Annotated in this window: 10 protein-coding genes and 1 pseudogene; 7 read left to right on the top strand and 4 right to left on the bottom strand. The window is 49.8% G+C overall.

The window, feature by feature from the left end; genetic code table 11:
• Positions 1–253: 253 nt before the first annotated feature.
• Entirely contained in the window at positions 254–2,800 is a 2,547-nt protein-coding gene (locus KU854_RS00835; RefSeq protein WP_218356604.1) for an Ig-like domain-containing protein, read from the bottom strand.
• 104 nt (positions 2,801–2,904) lie between these two features.
• Between KU854_RS00835 and KU854_RS00830 the strand changes: the two genes are divergently transcribed.
• A complete protein-coding gene (locus KU854_RS00830) occupies positions 2,905–3,165 on the top strand; it encodes a hypothetical protein (protein ID WP_218356603.1) in 261 nt (86 codons plus the stop codon).
• Between the two features lie 111 nt (positions 3,166–3,276).
• The gene (dctP, locus tag KU854_RS00825) at positions 3,277–4,308 is read left to right on the top strand and encodes a TRAP transporter substrate-binding protein DctP (RefSeq protein ID WP_218356602.1); all 1,032 of its coding nucleotides are present in this window, start codon (positions 3,277–3,279) and stop codon (positions 4,306–4,308) included.
• A gap of 40 nt (positions 4,309–4,348) precedes the next feature.
• Here dctP and KU854_RS00820 read toward each other — a convergent pair whose 3' ends face one another.
• The gene (locus KU854_RS00820) at positions 4,349–6,463 is read right to left on the bottom strand and encodes an EAL domain-containing protein (RefSeq protein WP_218356601.1); all 2,115 of its coding nucleotides are present in this window, start codon (positions 6,461–6,463) and stop codon (positions 4,349–4,351) included.
• 495 nt (positions 6,464–6,958) lie between these two features.
• Here KU854_RS00820 and KU854_RS00815 point away from each other — a divergent pair, with 495 nt between their 5' ends.
• Positions 6,959–7,558, top strand: coding sequence for a leucine-rich repeat domain-containing protein (locus KU854_RS00815; RefSeq protein ID WP_255555317.1), 600 nt, complete (start codon positions 6,959–6,961; stop codon positions 7,556–7,558).
• A 3-nt stretch (positions 7,559–7,561) separates the two neighbouring features.
• Here the strand turns inward: KU854_RS00815 and gloA2 are convergent, their stop codons facing one another.
• The gene (gloA2, locus tag KU854_RS00810; protein WP_218356600.1) at positions 7,562–7,951 is read right to left on the bottom strand and encodes an SMU1112c/YaeR family gloxylase I-like metalloprotein; all 390 of its coding nucleotides are present in this window, start codon (positions 7,949–7,951) and stop codon (positions 7,562–7,564) included.
• Between the two features lie 498 nt (positions 7,952–8,449).
• Between gloA2 and KU854_RS00805 the strand changes: the two genes are divergently transcribed.
• Positions 8,450–10,444, top strand: coding sequence for a methyl-accepting chemotaxis protein (locus KU854_RS00805; RefSeq protein ID WP_218356599.1), 1,995 nt, complete (start codon positions 8,450–8,452; stop codon positions 10,442–10,444).
• 125 nt (positions 10,445–10,569) lie between these two features.
• Positions 10,570–12,030, top strand: coding sequence for a dGTPase (gene dgt / locus KU854_RS00800; RefSeq protein WP_218356598.1), 1,461 nt, complete (start codon positions 10,570–10,572; stop codon positions 12,028–12,030).
• On the opposite strand, the gene KU854_RS00795 is transcribed toward dgt, so the two are convergent.
• A complete protein-coding gene (locus KU854_RS00795) occupies positions 12,027–12,653 on the bottom strand; it encodes a TetR/AcrR family transcriptional regulator (RefSeq protein WP_218356597.1) in 627 nt (208 codons plus the stop codon). The two genes, dgt and KU854_RS00795, sit on opposite strands and share 4 nt — an antisense overlap.
• 135 nt (positions 12,654–12,788) lie before the next feature.
• Between KU854_RS00795 and KU854_RS00790 the strand changes: the two genes are divergently transcribed.
• Together KU854_RS00790 and KU854_RS00785 are read left to right on the top strand one after the other, a co-directional pair.
• The gene (locus KU854_RS00790) at positions 12,789–13,880 is read left to right on the top strand and encodes an efflux RND transporter periplasmic adaptor subunit (RefSeq protein ID WP_218356596.1); all 1,092 of its coding nucleotides are present in this window, start codon (positions 12,789–12,791) and stop codon (positions 13,878–13,880) included.
• Positions 13,881–13,885: 5 nt separating this feature from the next.
• Positions 13,886–16,978 (top strand): annotated as a pseudogene (locus tag KU854_RS00785) (efflux RND transporter permease subunit).
• Positions 16,979–17,221 lie beyond the last annotated feature (243 nt).

Below are 17,221 nucleotides of genomic sequence, written 5' to 3'. Positions count from 1 at the left end.
CAAATGGTCGTAAAGTGTAACCATTTTTCAGCAGAAGGAAGATGGGAGAATAAGTAAGAAAGCCCTTGTAGAGCCTTGTTTGAAGAATTTTTCAATTTCGGCAACTCGCGAGTAAAACTGTTCGATCAGAGTGTAAAGAGACCCCGTCGAATCAGTTGTTTCAAATATTGGTAATCGTTGTAATTTTTAATAAAAAAAGCGGGAGAACATGCTCCCGCTTGGTTTCCGGTTTAGAGATTAAACCTGCTGGTAACTAGCGTCCAGCGTTCATTGCACTCAATTTGTCTCCGACTGGGCCTGAGAAGTTATAGCCGTCGTGTTTATCCCAGTTGATTGACCACGTCATTACCCCACCGAAGTTTGGATAGTTGAAGGCAGGTTTTACTGTGCCGCACTGGGTTCCCTTGGTTAAACAATCCAGCGCATCCAGGATGTTGCGAGTCGGCGCCTGACCTGAGTTGGCTGACGATGGACCCGAAGGCAGGCCAATTGCAACCTGATCATCACGCAGCGGCGCAAAACGCGTACCGTTGGCAAGATCAAAACCTTCAATCAACATCTTGGACTGAGCCACCATCATGTCTACAGAGCCTTCCGGTGCCGCACCGGAAAGATAAGGGTTAGGCAGGCCACCGTTGTTGTAGAGCTGTACATGAAGCAGATCCAGCGTGTCGCGCAGTTCATCAATCAGAGGAATATAGGCACCCCAGATACCACTGTAAGCCACCATACCACCGTGAACATAAGGATGTTCCGGCGCCATGGTCAGGTACATGTTACCGCCCATGTTCGCTTCGATTTGCTTCAGGGCACGAGGCAGACGCGCCTGAATTTGTGAACCGTGAACAAGGTTTGAGCCGCTTTCCAGGTCGATATCCAGACCGTCGAAGCCCCACTCTTTGATGATCTCAGTCAGGCTGGCAACAAAGTTGGCTTCATCAGCGTCAGTATTGAGCGTGATGGTGCCCTCTGCGCCACCGAGTGACAGCACAAACACTTTACCTTCAGCCTGAAGCGCAGCCATATCCTGCTTGAACTTCACTGGATCCAGAGCAGCACAACTGCTGTAGATATCGCCGCTGTACAGGTTGAAATGAACCGTACCATTACTGCTGCGGTCATTTTCTGCAAACGCGATATCAATGATATCCCACGCTTTAGACATCTCGCTGAGGTTCAACGGACAACCGGCACCGTTCACAAAGTTGTGCCAGTAACCAATCAGTTTGTGTTTTTTGGCCGACGCTTCAAACACACGGATTGAAACACCCGGAGCGGTGAACATCGCGCCAGTATCATCGACAGCCACTGCTGAGATACCGTATTCACCCGCCGCACCCGGCGTCCAGCTACCTGTGTATGGCGCAGTGGTATCCGTCGCCACCACTGAACCGTTAACCAGGAACTCTACCCTATCGATGTTGCCGTTCAAGGCACTCGCTTCAGCTGCAAAATCAACTTTGCTGCCGAGTGAATAGGATGCGCCCGCTGACGGCGATGTCAGGCTCGCCACAACCGGCGTATCACTCACACTGACTCGTACGCTTGCATTGCCGGTATTTCCTTCGTTATCCGTCGCGACGGCGCTCAGGCTCACATCGCCTGCACCTGTCGCCAACCAATCTACAGCATAAGGCGCTGCGTTATCCATACCGAGGCTGGTAGCCCCAGCGAAGAATTCGACATTGGTAACGCTGCCGTCTGCATCGGATGCGTCAACAGCAACGGAAACGGTTTGTCCTGCCAGCACAGTGGCGTTGTCTGCTGGAGAGGTGAAAGTGACGGTCGGGACAATGGCGCATATCCCTTGCTCAGTCCAGGCATCCTGCCAGTAAAGGCCAAATTGTGGCTCGTAAGCCCATGCAGAATCAGACGAACACCAGCCTGCAACATCACACTGGTACTTGTAGTTTCCGTTCTGGACAATGTCTCCTGCCGCATACTTGGTACCCGCTGTATAGACAGGAACCCCAGCACAGCCGCCACCCACTACATCACCGGCAACATTGAGCGTTACTTTCCCAGCCCAAGTCACCAAACCATCTTCATCTGTGGCTTTGGCATCAAAGGTATGGGTGCCTTCAGTTGCCGTCCAGTCAACCACAAAAGGCGCTGAGGTTGCACTGCCGACAGAGATGTCATCAACGAAAAATTCCACGCTGGCTACCGGGCCATCAGCATCTGCTGCCGACGCGCTCAGGTTTACAATTTCACCGGCTTTGATTTGGGAGTCGTTGGTAGGGTTGGTAAGGCTAACTGTGGGTGGTACACCGAAATCGGGAGGAAGAACGTTAACGGAAACCGATGTCTCGGAAGTAGCGCCTTCGTTATCTGTAACGCGCGCTTTGATCGTGAACTGCCCTTCTGTCGCCGTCCAGTTCAGCGTATACGGTGCGCTGGAAACAGAACCCAGGCTGGTATTGTTGGCAAAAAATTCCACATCACGTACTGAGCCATCCGAATCCGTCGCCGTCGCCGCCAGCACCACCTTGTCACCCACGGTGAGCTGGGCATTGTTCAACGGAGAGGTCAAATCCAGTGTTGGAGAAACGTTTCCGCCTGGCTGGTCACACTGTCCCAGCGGCGTCCATTCCTGCCACTGGCCCGAGAACTCAGCCGGGTTATTACCGCTTGTCCACCAGTTCGCTTTATAAGCCTCACCTTGATGAACCACCTTACTTCCGCCAGTGTAAACCGCCGAACTTTCCCAATCCGGAAGCCCGTTACAATCTACTGCCCAAGCGGGAAAAGCCGCCGCGACGCTGAGCGCTACTGCTGTCAGCGTAATACGTTTGTGCATAGTCATTTTCCTTATTCGATATTCAAACACATCTGAGACTTGCAGCTTTGAAACCAGCGTTCGTGCATTGACCCGCTCTAAGCCAGAAGCCCCTGGTTAGGGATGTGAACTTAATTCTTTTTATGAAATATCCCGACACCATCATCGAAGATCAGACGTTTATGCTCCACTGTCCGGCGGCACTTTTTGTCCGGTTTTACACCCAATGCGCAAACACACTGCGCAACATTTTTCTTTCACTGAAAAAACGTCGTTCGTTGTCACTTTTTCTTGAATATCTGCAATTTGTGGGCACCAGAAAGCTATTTGCCCCAAGTCTCAATGCGGCAACGCCACACCTTGGTCGGGATGGATTATTAACTTAATCAAACAACCAATGCACACAGAGCACCTGCCAAGGCAAGCGACTTTCGGTGACGTGCATATAGTTAAAGAAGCGTTAACGCCTAAGCCGCTTAAACAAGGATGAGCATTCAATGTTGCAAAAAAGCTTTCTCATCGCTGTGATTTACCTGCTATCTGCGTTCTATCTGCCATTTGTCGCGCACGCAGAAAATGCCAAACCCGAAGTGTGGCGTTTCGGTCTGGAAGAGATAGAAGGCTCAGTGCAGGACATCTACGCACAGGAATTCAAAAAACGTATTGAGGAAAAAACGCAGGGGCGGGTTTTGGTGGATATCTACTCGTATGGCATGTTGGGCGAGTCTGAAGATCTCACCACTCTCACCTCTATTGGAACCTTGCAACTAACCCATGCATCAGTTGGCATTATCGGCAGTCTGATCCCCCAAATGCAGGTATTCAATATTCCCTATCTTTTCTCTGCCAACGACGCGCACAATCAATCTGTCCTGAGTGAAAACCCGGCAATATATACAGAAATTGGCAACGCACTCATCGACCAGAATATGCGCCTGCTTACCCTCTATCTGGAAGGCGATATGGTATGGACGACCAACAAAGCTATCCGCCGCCCTGGTGATTTCGATGATTTTCGCATGCGGGTGATGAATTCCCCCTTGGTGGTTGAAACCTTCCAGCAATATGGCGCAGAAACTATCCCTCTTCCCTATTCGCAGGTTTATGGCGCCCTGCAGGCACACATTGTCGACGGACAAAGCAATCCCATCTTTGCTATTGAAGAAATGAAGTTTTATGAAGTGACCGACTACCTGATATGGGCAGGTCAAAGTAAATTTGTCACCAGTGTTATCGCCAACCAACCCTGGTATCTGACCCTGAGTAATGAAAACAAACAGCTGCTCAACGACACGATTAAAGAGATGTCTGACTTCATTTTTAAACAGCAAAATGACTTAAACAAAAGCCGCCTGAAGATGATTCAGGAGACAAAACCTGATGTGATTTTGATAAGGCTGAGTAACCACCAGAAGAATGCGTTTCGGAAACTGGCACAGCCCATTAAGGCGCAGTTTCTGCAGCAAACCGGTAGTCAGGGAGAACGGCTGTTAAGCGCATTGGAAAAGGCATTCGCCAGCAAAAAGTAAGGGAGCCTAAAGCTCCCTTACACTCTCATGCCAACTCTTTCTAGGCTGTTTCTTCAACGTCCAACGATGAGGTATTGCATACCGCTGCGCGTTGTACACTGTAACGCCGAACTTCCTCCGCCGAGACCGAGCGACTGAAATACCACCCCTGAACCACAACGTCCGGTTCACGAGAGACAATTTCGAATTGCTCTTTGGTTTCGACACCTTCGACGACAATGTTCATGCCCAGTTGCTTGGCAATACCGGTCAGGCTGTAGAACACCTGCTTGCCACGTTCACTGTCGAGCGCCATAACGAAGCTGCGATCAATTTTCAGGGTATCTATATCAAAACGGTTCAGGTAACTCAGTGAGCTGTAGCCTGTGCCGAAGTCATCAATATGAACGGTAGATCCAGCCTGGTGCAATCGTGAAATGGATTCTTCCACCATCGCCTGGTTATCGATCAGAGACTCTTCAGTGATCTCGAAATGGATAAGTCCCGGCACTTTGGAAATCTGTTTCAGGATCTCTTCCAGCGCCACCTTGTCTGTCAGGGTATGGCTACTGATATTGACGCTGATTGGCATATAGAAGGTCAGATCCATCCATTTCTGGCTTTGGATAACTGACTGTCGCACAACCCAGAGATCGATATCCGTCATCAGATTCGCCTGCTCGAAAACAGACAGGAACTGTCCCGGCCCTTCAACATTGCCAGCGTTATCACGCAAACGAATCAAGGCCTCTACACCCACCACCTGACCGGTGTAACTTGAAACCTGCGGCTGGTACTCAAGGTAAAACTCGCGGGTGGCAAACTCTTCCAGCTGACTCTGCATGCCTTGGATTTCACGGACTTTCTGCAGCGATTCTGTCACAGGGTCAACGGTCAGGATATACGCTTCCTCTTCCCTGCGCGTAAACGTGGTATCCAGGGACGGAATGTACAAATCACGCGTTTTGGCGTGAGTGTCCAGCAAGCGCACAAACGGCAGGTAAACTAGGGTACTCAACAGCACCAGCCCTGCTTGCAGTACCACAGCTCCAACATCCCCGCCGGTGGCAACCAATGCGTTGATCACCAAAGGGCTGGTGATAGGCGTCATCACTACCGGTGTGGCTACCCAGCCAAGCTGGAGAACCATGAGTGCAATTGCCATGTTAAGAAGAGGTGCCAACAAGAACGGGAAGAACAGGCGCAGGTTGAAAATGATAGGCAGGCCGAAGAGCAGGATTTCATTAATATTGAACAGCCCCAGCGGAATACTGGTAATCGCGATCACTCGCGTCAGCTTATCTTTGGAAATAAGCAGAATCGCCAGCGACAATCCCAGCGTCGCCCCCGAGCCACCGATAAAGATAAACGACGACATGGTTGACATGTTCATGATGTTGGAAGGAATACCACCACTCTCGAAAACGAGGTGATTGATTTCCACCATTTCCATCAAGGGTTCAACCAGTGGTGTCAGGGCATAGTAGCCATGAATACCCAAAAACCACAGCGACGAGTTCAGGATAGAGAATATGGCACCCACACAGTAGGGATCGCCTGCTGGGTTATACATAGTAAGAAAGGTCGGGGAATCAAGATAGACACCGGCAAACTTCACCATTTTGGTGACCAACACCACAACCAGCGTCACAATCACGCCGGGGATGATGAGGTTCATGGAGTCTTTAACCAAGCGCCCCGCGACTTCGTTTTCCAATAACCGCGCCCAACGCTGCCGTTTGATTTTTGAAAGCAACGGCACAGCATAAAGCGGAATGGTCAGGCCGACGAACGTTAGAAGAACCGACGTTATTTGCCCGCCGTAACCCAATACCTTCTCCGCCACGGCGACATAAGCAATGCAAAGCACAGCGATTGGCGGTCTGGGAAGACGCCATTTAATCGCAAGCATCATGCTGATCGAAGCGGCAAACAAGTAGGGATATAAAGAAGTTAGGGAAAGCCGCAATAGATTAAGTTCGTGAATCACGACAGGCGCGTCTACATTCATGAACTCGAGCATGCTAGCAATAAAGCCCAAGATACTCGACACAATTAGACACGGCACCAGCCACAACATTCCGTCACGCATCGCGCGCAATGAGCGCGTTACCGATTCAAACCTATACGGATTTACATGACGTAATAGTGACTTTTTCTGAGTATTTAAAGTCATTCAATTCGCTGCCAAAGGGCAGAAGTTTCCTTCGCCCAAAACACCACCAAAAATAAAGTTATTTAAAATTTATATTTATAATTTTTGGCGTATTGTAGTGCGTGAAAAAACTAAATCAATCAATTCCATAAACAAAGTCCAGATTTACCACCCCTTAACATTGACGACATGAATGCAACAAGCGCTTTCATCCGAGAAATCTCTCATTCGCAAACGTTTTCCCAACCTCACCACTGATTTATATTTTTTTCACATAAGTATCTGTATAGTCCCACAGCGCAGAATTGTGATGTTGAGCCAAAAATATTTATACCATTGAGCCCACGCCTAATATGTTTTATTAATATTCATAACATTTGCAAAGGTTATTATTTAATCATCGATTTTAAATAATATCTTTTATTAATACTGAGGGTAATTTGATAAATATATCGATGGACATCACACAATTCACGCTATAATTCGATCAGTATCCAAGTGCAAAGCAATAGTAAAATGAAACGATTCAAAACCTATGAAAGGCAGCGCGTCATACGGTCATTGATTGTCATTGCGGCCGTCATCACACTCAGCCTAACCCCGGGTTTTGCTAATGCTTTCAATAAGAAAGCCCCCCACTTTGTCGATACCCTTAAGCTGCATGGCTACATAGACAGCTATGGAAATCTCAGACTGAATAACTCGTCATTCATTTCCTTGCCCAGCCCTTTAAATGTGGATGGCTTTCTGGACATGAGAAGAAGCGCGATAAAACGGCTCCCCCAAGAGTTAACTGTAAAGGGACATCTGGACGCCTCACATTCACAATTAACCAGGCTGCCAAAAGCAGACATTGGAGGGTTTATAAACCTGACTGGTTCAAAAGTGACGGTTTTACCCGCCGGTCTGCGCGTGAATGGTGACTTGAGTTTGGTGGACACGCCAATCTCAGCCCTGCCCCGAAGGTTAAACGTTCAAGGGAATCTGTATCTGGGCAACACTCAGGTAACGAGCCTGCCACCCGATTTGCGTGTAGGGGGAAATTTGTATTTGAGGGGATCACAGGTTTCTGTCATCCCCGATACCGTAAAAGTGACGGGCAGGATTGTCCGCTGAGCGTCAACGAACTTCGTATAGCTCAAGCGGCAGGCCGTCAGGATCACTGAAAAAAGTGAATCGCGCTTGGGTATAAGGATCAATACGGACTGGTTCGACGGCAACACCACACCGGTTGAGGTGAACAACAGCCTTATCAATATCCGGCGTCTGGAAAGCCAAGTGCCTTAGCCCTCTTGCCTCAGGGTAAGAAGGGCGCTCAGGACTAGCGGGGAAAGAGAACATTTCCAGATTCCGACCATCAGGCAGTTGCCAGTCTATCTTCCATGAGTCGCGCTCTTCACGGTAATTTTCGGCGATGATTGTCAATCCCAAGACATCGCGGTAAAAGCGCTTTGCGTTCTCGATATCACTGACAATCAACGCTACGTGGTGAATACCACTAATCTCCATAAAATACTCCTGTCTATCTGCACAACCCAGTTAGCGCGACTTCGTTCAAATCTGTACCTTAGATTGCTAAAATCCGCGCCAATTTTTAGCCAAATTTACCAATCAACCGAACTCTAACCAGTGAAAAATATTATTTATCAATAAGATAAAGTTGGCATCCAACCTGCAAAGCTCAAGCTAAATTCGTATCGACAAGGAATGAGTATGATAGCAGTCACCAAACGAAAATCTCAGCACATTGCTGGCCTATTCATTTTTGCATTCGGTATTGCCGCCGGTATCGGACTCCTTTCCCTGCTGCTCTGATCGCCTATTGGTTCCCCTTCTTTCTAGTGTTGTTACCCGGTAACAATGGACACGGTTTCCTCGACAAAGCAAAGTGTGACGCCTAGCCCAAGTGTTTAAATAACCATCAAGAATCTGTGATCGTTTTAGGTAAACCCACCTCAAAAGGCGTCTAGACTTTGAGTCACTCATCTCAAAAAAGAACTAGAAACAATGAACCTTATTAGAAACTCAAAGATCAGCCACAAGCTGTTAGCACTTGCGGGCCTTCCCCTTATTCTGTTTACGGTTCTGGGCGTTCAGGAAGTCATTTCCAGCAGAACGCAAGTCGAACAGAGCCTTCGAACAGAAGAAGCCATGGAAGCATTCAGTCTGCTGGACGGCGTGGCACACAACTTTGCGGTTGAGCGTGGTCTTACCGCAGGATTTTTGGGTTCAAAAGGCGATGCCGGGATCAAAGACAAACTTGATAACCAGCGCTTGAAAGCAGACAGCGCACAAAATGCGCTGCAACGTTTTTCGCCAGAATATATTGATACTGCCCTATGGAACAAAGCAGTCAGCGAAGTGAATTCCCTGTTCACTGACAAAACAAACGTCCGGGCGCAGGTCGATACTCTAAAGCCAAGTGTTTCACCGTTTGCGTATTATTCTAATCTAAACCGACACGCGATCGCTGCGGCTTCGCTGGTTGCATCGCAATCCAACTCGCCAGAAGTTTCTCAGCAGCTGAGCGCCCTGCTTTCACTGATTACGATGAAGGAAAAAGCGGGGCAATCCCGCGGTGCCATGAACGGTATCTGGGCGAGAAAAAACACCACGCTGGACAACTACGCGCAGGTGAACAACTACATTAACGACTTTAACTTTGCCGCTTTCTCAGTCTCATCTTCTTTAGTCGGCAACCGGTTAAAGCAGTTCAATGGCCTTTCAAAAGACGCGGTATGGGGCGAAATTGACAAGATTGAAAAGCAGTTCCTGAACCAGAAAAACAACCTGTCTGCACTCGAAGGTCCTACGCCGCAGGAATGGTTCCCCCTTGCAACCAAACGTATCGGTGCCCTGAACGGCTTTAAAAATGAAATTATCTCTAGCCTACGCGACCAACTGAAAGCCGATGCTGCCGCTGCTTCACAACACAGTCTGATGATAATGATTGGGCTGGCTGTGGTGATCACCATCGTTGTACTGCTCTCTTTCTCGACAATTACCAGTATCAACAAGCGCGTGAGAACATTGGCTAGCACTCTCAGCACCATGGCAAACAACAAGGACGTATCACGCAAAGTGTTTGATGGCAGCAAAGATGAAATCGGAGAAATTGAACGCAGCGTTGACCACTTTGTAGAAAACCTGCTTGGTGTGCTGACCAGTGCCGCACAGCTTTCTGTCAATGCAGAGAAAACCCTCGAACAATTGATGCGACTGACCCGCGAAGACGTTGCATCCGCCAGACAGACCTCATCACGCTGCGAAACCCTGGCCGCCGCAATGACCCAGATGTCCCAAAGCAGTGATGAAGTAGCCCGCTATGCCCAGGAAGTAGAAGGCGCGACCAACTCTGCCCGCGAAGTTACCCACCAGGCCATTGGCTCGGGTGAGCAATCCGCCAAGCAAACCACCGATCTTATCTCCAGTATCGACACCACTTTCGGCATGATGCAGGAACTGCAAAAACAAACCGCCAATGTGAAAGAGATCCTCGACAACATCACGGGCATTTCTGAACAAACCAACCTACTGGCACTGAACGCCGCCATCGAAGCTGCACGTGCAGGAGAAATGGGACGCGGCTTTGCCGTTGTTGCTGATGAGGTGCGTAACCTTGCGCAACGCAGTAAGCAATCCACGGAAGAAATATCTTCGATGCTGGAAGATATCCGCCGCAATACAGAAAACTCATTCTCCAACATGCAGCACAGCCGCGATGTCAGCTACAGCACGCAACAGGCGGTGGATACCTCGAAAGAGTCGTTGGAGCAGCTAGGCTATAACATCGACGATATGGCGACCAAAAATGCGGATATCTCGGAAGCTGCCCGCCAACAAGCACAGACAGTTTCCACCGTATCGCAGGAAATTGAAGCCTTAGTAGAAATCTCCCGTGCATCCAGCGAGGGATCCCAAACCATTGAGCATGAACTGGCAGAACTGAGAGACCGAATCAAAGTGCTGGCCGACAATATCGGCTATTTCAAAATCGCTTAGTCTCGACGTCTGTGAAAATCTGAGTGCCGGTCATCTCAAATGACTGGCACTTTTTATTCTGTCGACAGCACCTTTTTTCAGCGTTAAGGTGATGAAAATACGCAGCTTGGTGAACAGGAAACAGGATGACCTCGATCGATTTCAGAAAGAAAGTCAGTATTGCCCGCCCTTACCCAAATGGCAGTAACCTACAGCGCGCACTCGAAAGTGACAGGGGCCGCATTATCAACTCTGCCCCGATCCGCAGGCTGCAACAAAAAACTCAGGTATTCCCTCTTGAACGCAACTCAGCCGTTCGAAGCCGCCTGACGCACTCAATGGAAGTACAGCAAGTTGGCCGGTTTATCGTTCACTCTATCTTCGAACGGCTGTCAGACAGCCAAATAGAAGCGTATGGCCTACAGGGGTTAGAGAGGGCTATAGAGTCACTGGTCGAAATTGCCTGCCTGATGCATGACATGGGCAACCCGCCATTCGGTCATTGCGGTGAAGATGCCATTAACCGCTGGTTCAGTAACCATCTGACACACCTCACGCCAATGAAAGCACTGGAACAAGGTATTGCCGATTCTGATCTCAAACCCGTTATCCACGAGCTTTGTCACTTTGACGGCAATGCTCAGGCTATCCGGTTAGTCCAATCCTTGCACCGCTTTAACCTCACCTATTGCCAGGCCGCATCTGTGCTCAAATACACCCGCCCTGCAACGGAAAGCAAAGATGATGTCCCGATCAATAAAAACTACCTCACCAAGAAGGTGGGTTTTTACATTACCGAAGCTGCCTATGTAGAAAAGTTGATGGCCGAAATGGCGATGGAACCTTACTGCCGTCACCCTCTCAGCTACATTATGGAAGCAGCGGACGATATCTCTTACTGCTTGGCCGATCTGGAAGATGCGGTAGAAAAACGGATACTCTCGCTCGAAACCCTTACAGAACACCTCAAAACCATGTTCTGCCAACTCGAGCCGGACAACCGCCCCATCAAAAAGCAATTTACCTTCGATGCCCTGCTGGATCGTGTTTACGACGATGCCCAACGCGATGAAATCAGCCCTACCCATAAATTCTTTATCAAGCTTCGGGTCGAAATGGTACATCCACTGGTCAGTCATGCCGCGCAGCAATTCACCGACAACATCGAAGCCGTTTATAACGGCGACCTGAACCGAGCACTGCTGGAAGATGCCAGTCAGTTCCATGCGCTGGCAAAAACCTTCAAACAAGTGGCGATCAAGCATGTATTCAGTGATCCTGAAGTTGAAACCCTGGAGCTTCAGGGTTACAGAATTATCAGCGGGCTGTTGGACCAGTACCGTCCACTGCTCGAGCTGGATGGGGAAACGTTCAACAAAATTGTTTCAGGGGAAGGACGCTACTTTCCGGTTGAACGCCGCCTGTTCAACAAATTGTCGCGTAAACACGTGGCGGCGTATGAAATAGCATTGAAAGGAAAACCTGCACTCAGCCCCCAACCTCTTTGGGAGTTTTATCTGCGATGCCGCCTGCTACAGGACTATATCAGCGGCATGACAGACCAGTTTGCGTTTGATGAATACAAAACCCTGATGGTCAGCGATTAATCAATCTTTCTGGTATACCCATAACCACGCAGGAACATGTCGACACACTCGTTCACATAACGCCTGCGTGTTTCTTCATCCTCACCCGCATCAAAGCCAAAAAATGCCCAGTACACGGAGCGACCATGCAGCATTAAAAGCAGTTGCATTGCCGCATTCTGCGTGTCACCACATTTTGGCAGGTCACCTTTTTCGACCAGTTTTTGCAGGTAATCACTGACAAGATTGATGTTTCTCACCGGCCCTTGTTCCAAAAAGATTTTGGCGATTTCAGGGTGTGTATCTGACTGGCGAATCGTATTGTTAAAGGTGCTTCGCGCTTCATCGCCTAACAACAGGTTTTGAAACAGCCAGCCGTATTCTCGCAACACAAGATGAGGCTCACGGGTGTCATCAGGTAAGTCCCACCCCACCCCGGCAGTCACACATTTTTCAATGATACAGGTTTCAAACAACTGATCTTTACTGGAAAAGTGCGCGTAAACCGTTTGTTTGCTGACATTGGCATGTTCCGCAATAGCATCCATCGAAATGCCATAGCCTTGCTTACAAAACATTTCCATCGCTGCCGTCAGGATTTGCTGGCGTTTTTGCTCTTTTCTCGAAGAACGGTGCGTTGTCATTTGTGTCCCTTAGTCGATACGGCAAGTAAATAACTTAAAATCAAACTGGACAGTCTAGTTTGGTTGATCTATTTTTCATCAAAATGGACTGGACAGTCTAGTTTGAAATCTTAAACGGAAAACGAGAATTTCGCCATGAATAACCGCGCAGTCACGATCGCCATTACGCTTTCTGCTTTTCTTCTGGCGGCGTGTAATACGCAGTCTGACCCTCCTCCCCAAACCGATGAGCAAGCCTTGCCCAAGGTCAATACGGTGAATGTGGAACTATCGCCGAACTATGTTGTTCAACGTGAGTACGTCGGCACCGTGCAGGCAGCACAGAACGCCAAACTCGGCTTTGAACTGGGCGGAAAGGTTGATGAGTTCAACGTCGATGTGGGTGACGTCGTTAAAAAAGGCCAGCCGCTGGTCACGCTTGATACCCAATTGCTGGACAACGAAGCGCGACAACTCAAAGCGCAACTGGCGCAACTGGATGCCCAGTTGGACTTAGTAAAAACCAACTTGCAGCGCCAACGTCAATTGAAGAAAAAAGGATTCAGTGCTGACGCAGAAATCGACTCCCTGACCAGCCAACGTGATGCATTGTTGGCGAACATCCGTCAGGTAGACGCATCACTGGCATCCAACACCCTGCGCAAAGAAAAGTCGACCATTACGGCGCCTTACGACGGCAAGATCAGCGAGCGTTTTGTTTCACAGGGCGATGTGGTCAATGTCGGCGCCCCTACTGTCACCTTGCTGGCCAATGCCAAAAAAGAAGCACGTATCGGCGTGCCGGTTAAATTCCTCGATACCCTGAACAGCAACGATACCGCAACGATTCGTATTGGCAACAATGCTTACCCCGCCACGTTGCTTAACCCCGGCGCGGCAATCAACATGCAATCGCGCACTGTAGAACTTCGTTATCTATTACCCGAGAACGTGCAGGCGATTGATGGCCAGTTGGCGTATCTGGGCTTTACATTCAAAACACCGATGGAAGGCTTTTGGATGCCGCTCACCGGATTGACTGACGGCCTACGTGGTACCTGGAATATCTATGCCATCGTGCCGGACGCTGAGGGCGGCCAGTTTGTCTCGCGACGCTCTATTCAGGTTCATTACGCCGACGAACAAAAAGCCTATGTTTCCGGCGCTATCAACGATGGCGACCGTGTCGTCGCCGATGGTGTTCACCGCATCGTCTCAGGTCAGCATGTTGACCTCGTGCAGGAGTGACCGGCATGGAAAAGCTGCTGAAAAATACCCGCCTTCTGGTGCTGTTTACCATGCTGATCCTGGTTGCAGGCTTGTCTGCACTGTCGACCGTGCCCCGGGCGGAAGACCCGCCACTGATCAACCGATGGGCGACGATTACTACCGCCTATCCCGGAGCCAGCCCGGAGCGTGTTGAGGCTCTGGTTACTGAAGAGCTGGAAACTGCACTGCGCTCGCTGGATGAAATTGCCCTGATTGAATCCCAATCCCGTCCCGGTATTTCAGTGATCACCGTTGAGCTGAACGATTCCCTTTCAGACACCGAATCTGTGTGGTCAAAAATCCGCGATAAGCTTGGTGAAACAGAGTCATCGCTGCCACAGGAAGCATTGCCGCCAAAGTTTGATAACGACCATTCCAATGCTTTTACTTATATCTCTGCGCTTCAGTGGCAAGGTGACAGTGAGCCCGATCTGCTCGTCCTCGGCCGCTATGCAAAAGAGCTTGCTAAACGCTGGCGAAACCTGCACGGCACAGAATTTGTAGAAACTCATGGAGAGCCGGAAGAGGAAATATTAGTCACCCTTGATGTGGCTGCATCCGGTTTGCTCGGGCAGTCAGCGTTGTCGCTTTCCAATGCGATCAATGGTGCAGATGCCAAGAATGCGGCCGGTGAGCTGCACAATGACAAAAACCGTTTTCAGGTGGAAGTCGCTGGCGAGCTAGACTCCATAGACCGCGTGAAACGGGTGCCAGTTTCTGTCGATGCGAACGGGTATCTGGTGCGATTGGAAGATATCGCGACTATTAAACGCAGTCAGGTGACGCCCGCCAGCAGCCTGGCATTTATCAATGGCAAACCTGCGGTTCTCATTTCTGCAAGAATGCAGGGCGATATTCGGGTAGATGCATGGACAGAATCTGCCAACGACCTGCTCGACAGTTTTCGTACAGAGCTGCCGGACAATATTCAGCTAAACCCTATTTTCCAGCAAGCTGGATACACCGAAGTACGCCTGTCAGATCTGGTCGATAGTCTGCTACTCGGCTTTGGGTTGGTTCTTGCGGTTTTGTTTATCACGCTAGGTGCCCGCTCTGCCATTTTGGTTGCATTGTCATTACCCATCGCATCCGCTTTTACGCTGGGGATGATGAGCTTTGTCGGCCTGCCGATTAACCAGATGTCGGTCACCGGCCTGATTGTGTCACTCGGTATCATGGTCGATAACGCTATCGTCATGGTGGACACCATCCAACATTATCGGCAACAAGGCGTGCAGCGCCTGAAAGCCGCTGTGAATGCTATCGAGCACCTTTGGCTTCCGCTGCTGGGTTCAACCCTGACAACAATCCTGGCGTTTGCGCCAATATTCCTGATGCCCGGCCCTGCAGGAGAATTCGTGGGTGCAATCGCCATTACCGTGAGCTTCTCATTGGTTGGCTCCTATCTGGTATCGCACCTTCTGGTTTCAGGTTTCGCTGCACGCTGGTTGCCCGCAGGGCAGCCAAACCGACACTGGTATCAGGCGGGTATTTCACTTCCGTGGCTTAGCAAACTTTTCCGCACAACCGTATCCGGTGCCGTCAGGGCACCCTGGCTTGCTATACCCATTGTTTTTGCGTTACCGCTAACCGGATTCTGGTCTGCCGGGCAACTGACTGAGCAGTTTTTCCCACCCTCTGACCGTGACATGTTTGAAATCCAGGTTTTCATGGCACCACAGGCCAGCATGGAGGCAACACAGGCAGCCGCCAATGAAGTGGATGGATACCTGTCCAAAATCGAAGAGGTTGAACAGGTTGGCTGAGTGTTTGGCGAAAATTTCCCTTCTTTCTATTACAACATGATGGGAAGACAGCGCGGCGCGCCAAATTTTGCCCAGGCATTGGTCAAGGTTCAGGATTTCGATGCGGCAAACCGTATTATCCCGCAATTGCAGGAGACCTTGTCTGACAACATGCCTGAAGCGCAAATTCTGGTACGCAAACTCGAGCAGGGCCCGCCATTCAATGCGCCGCTTGAAGTGCGTGTTTATGGGCCAAACCTGGATACTCTCCGCGATCTGAGCAGTGAAATCCGGCTATTAATGGCGACCACACCGAACGTCATCAATACACGGGAAACCCTGCAGCCAGGTATGCCGAAAATTTCGGTGGTGGTGAATGAAGAGGCGAGCCAACTGACTGGCATGTCGCTGAGCGATATTGCCCGTTTACTGAATGCCTCCATGAGTGGCATGGTGCAGGGAAGCCTGGTTGAGGAAACCGAATCTATTCCGGTGCGGGTTCGCGTGGCTGACAACGAACGTGCAGAGCTGAACCAACTCAATAAACTTAGGCTGCCCAATCCCGGCGCACAGGGCTCTGCTGACCTACCATTGTCTGCAATTGCTGATTTACGCATCGAAGCGAGCCGTGGCGCAATTCCAAGGCGAAACGGTGAGCGCGTCAATGTTATTGAGGGTTACCTCACTGCCGGTGTATTGCCACAAACGGCATTGAATGCGTTTTCAGCCAAACTGGAACAGGCAGACATTCATCTTCCACCAGGTTACCGACTGGAATTTGGTGGTGAATCGGCCGAGCGCAACGACTCGGTGGATCAGCTACTGGCCAACCTGACCATTGTCTTTACCCTGTTGGTGGCGGTTGTGGTGGTGTCGTTTAATTCATTCCGTCTCAGCGCCATCATTTTTATGGTGGGCTTTCAGGCTGCAGGGCTCGGTTTACTCTCGGTGTGGCTGTTTGGCTATCCCTTTGGCTTCACCGTCATCATCGGCCTGCTTGGCTTGGTGGGGCTGGCAATCAATGCTGCCATCGTTATCCTTGCAGAGATCAAATCCAATCCTGATGCGAAAAGAGGTGACAGGGCTGCTATCGTTGAAGCGGTTAGCGAGTGTGGCCGACACATTACTTCCACCACAATCACAACCATTGGTGGTTTCCTGCCGCTGATACTGGCAGGCGGTGGTTTCTGGCCTCCTTTCGCCATTGCCATTGCAGGTGGCACTCTACTCACCACTTTGCTGTCGTTTTACTTTGTGCCCGCCGCGTTCAAAGTTGCTGTGGCCTTCCGGGCCCTCGACAAACCTAACGCACTGGAAGCCTCAGAAGCATAAAAAAACAGCCACCGTAAAGGTGGCTGTTTCATTCGTGTATGTGTCCATTAAAGCTAAAACGCATAAAGCACCGGACTTGCCATCAAGCCCATCAGCAGCAAAATTGGAAACAAGATCTTAATGATAAACGGTATCCGCATTATCCTATCCTTGTTCAGTTGGGTACGAAATCCAATACGAACTTCCTTCGCGTATCCTCCCCGGATTTCTGTACCACGCTTCCACGACTGTTAATTATAGATA

The sequence above is a fragment of the Enterovibrio paralichthyis genome (assembly GCF_019209835.1).
GTDB classification, from domain to species: domain Bacteria; phylum Pseudomonadota; class Gammaproteobacteria; order Enterobacterales; family Vibrionaceae; genus Enterovibrio; species Enterovibrio paralichthyis.
This window is presented reverse-complemented; position numbering and strand designations above follow the sequence as displayed.